General features: G+C 62.7%; 1 protein-coding gene. It reads left to right on the top strand.

Features of this window, described 5'->3' with window-relative positions:
• Positions 1 to 272 precede the first annotated feature (272 nt).
• Positions 273 to 2396, top strand: a complete 2124-nt coding sequence (locus tag AC1DT3_RS17790) for a sodium-translocating pyrophosphatase (RefSeq protein ID WP_477466564.1) — start codon at positions 273 to 275, stop codon at positions 2394 to 2396.
• Positions 2397 to 2528 lie beyond the last annotated feature (132 nt).

Genomic DNA, 2528 nt, shown 5'->3' with positions numbered 1-2528 from the left:
AGGGTGGGGCGCTCTCAACGCCCTCGCTTTCCCGCCCATCCTCATCGTCCTTTGCCTTCTCTTTTGGCAGAGTCGGCGCAAATCAACGGTTCTGGCTTAGACCTTTCTCCAAGCCGATCAAAAAGTCTTCTGTGCATGCAAACGCGAAGCGCTGTTGCACGCCCCCTGAATATTTGCCACCAAATAGGGACTTCCCTGGGGTAGAGGCCGGTCAAGGCCAAAAATTGGGCTTTGATGATCGGCCGTCTGTCATCCATCACAAGGACGACACTATGGCACTTTGGCTTATCGTTTTAGGCGGCCTGCTTTCTATTGTTTATGGCGCGTGGGCTATTTCCGACGTCATGAAACGTGACGCGGGCTCGCAGCGCATGCAGGAGATCGCCGGCGCGATCGCTGAAGGGGCCAAGGCCTATCTCCGGCGCCAATACATCACCATCGCCATCGTCGGCGTGGTTCTCTTCATCATCATCTCTTATCTGCTCGGCGTTCGGGTCGGCATCGGCTTTGCGGTCGGCGCCATCCTGTCCGGAGCGGCCGGCTTCATCGGCATGAACGTTTCGGTGAGGGCCAACGTGCGCACGGCACAGGCCGCGACGCAGTCGCTCGGTGGCGGTCTCGACGTGGCGTTCAAGTCGGGGGCGGTGACGGGCTTGCTTGTCGCCGGGCTCGCGCTCCTCGGCGTCTCGCTCTACTACGCCTACCTGACGAAGGGCGCGGGGCTCGCCCCCTCTGACCGTCAAGTGATCGACAGCCTTGTCGCCCTCGGCTTCGGCGCGTCGCTGATTTCCATTTTCGCTCGTCTTGGCGGCGGCATCTTCACGAAGGGTGCCGATGTCGGCGGCGATCTCGTCGGCAAGGTCGAAGCSGGMATTCCCGAGGAYGATCCGCGCAACCCGGCGACCATCGCCGACAACGTGGGCGACAACGTSGGCGAYTGYGCCGGCATGGCGGCGGATCTCTTCGAGACTTATGCGGTGACCATCGTCGCCACGATGGTTCTCGCGGCGATCTTCTTCGCTGGGCAGCCCCTTCTCGAGACCATGATGCTCTATCCGCTCGGTATCGGCGCGGTGTGCATCGTGACCTCGATCATCGGCACGTTCTTCGTAAAGCTCGGACAGAACGAGTCAATCATGGGCGCGCTCTACAAGGGGCTCGCCGTGACAGGCATCCTGTCGCTCGCCGCCATCGGGATTCTGACCTGGCAGACCATCGGCTTCGGCCCGATCGCCAATGCGAGCTTCTCAGGCTCGGACTTGTTCTGGTGCGCGGTCACCGGCCTGTCGGTGACGGCCCTGATCGTGGTCATCACCGAGTACTATACCGGTGTCGGGTTCCGCCCGGTGCGCTCGATCGCTCAGGCGTCCGTGACCGGCCACGGCACGAACGTCATCCAGGGTCTCGCCGTTTCGCTCGAATCGACGGCGCTCCCGGCAATCGTGATCATCGCCGGCATCATCGTCTCGTTCAAATTCGCCGGTCTCTTCGGCATCGCGATCGCGGTGACGGCCATGCTCGGTGTGGCCGGCATGATCGTCGCGCTCGATGCCTTCGGTCCGGTGACGGACAACGCCGGCGGCATCGCCGAGATGGCCGGCCTGCCAAAGGAGGTCCGCAAGTCCACGGACGCACTCGATGCGGTCGGCAACACGACGAAGGCCGTCACGAAAGGCTATGCCATCGGTTCGGCCGGTCTCGGCGCCCTGGTTCTGTTCGCGGCGTATACGTCGGACCTCAACCACTTCACGCAGAACGCCGCTACATATCCGTATTTCGCGGGTGTGAAGCCGGACTTCTCGTTGGCGAACCCCTACGTGGTCGTCGGCCTCCTGTTCGGCGGATTGATCCCGTTCCTGTTCGGCGGCATCGCCATGACGGCGGTCGGCCGTGCGGCGGGCGCAGTCGTCGAGGAAGTGCGTCGGCAGTTCCGCGAGAAGCCGGGCATCATGGCTGGAACCGATCGTCCCGATTACGGCCGGGCGGTCGACATGCTCACCCGGGCGGCGATCAAGGAAATGATCATCCCGTCGCTGCTGCCGGTCCTGGCGCCCATCGTGACCTACTTCGTGATCTATTGGATCGCGGGCAAGTCGCAGGCCTTCTCGGCCCTGGGCGCCATGCTTCTCGGCGTCATCGTGACGGGTCTCTTCGTCGCCATCTCGATGACCTCGGGCGGCGGCGCCTGGGACAATGCCAAGAAGTCGTTCGAGGACGGCTTTACGGACGCTAACGGCGTCGTCCACCACAAGGGATCCGAAGCCCACAAAGCCTCGGTGACCGGCGATACCGTCGGCGACCCCTACAAGGACACGGCAGGTCCGGCCGTGAACCCGGCGATCAAGATCACCAACATCATTGCATTGTTGCTGTTGGCCATTCTGGCGCATTCGTAACGCACCAGCACAACGAACGTAAAAAACCCCGCGGCTCGCCGCGGGGTTTTCGTTTCGAGCAGAGCCCACGACAGGCGGAACTATCGGGACATTGCTCGCTCGATGCTCGCGTAGATCCGCGCATCCAGCGAC

The organism is Microvirga sp. P4_G7, from assembly GCF_056401005.1.
The sequence above is the reverse complement of the archived record's forward strand: the minus strand, read 5'-3'. Positions and strand labels throughout refer to the sequence as shown.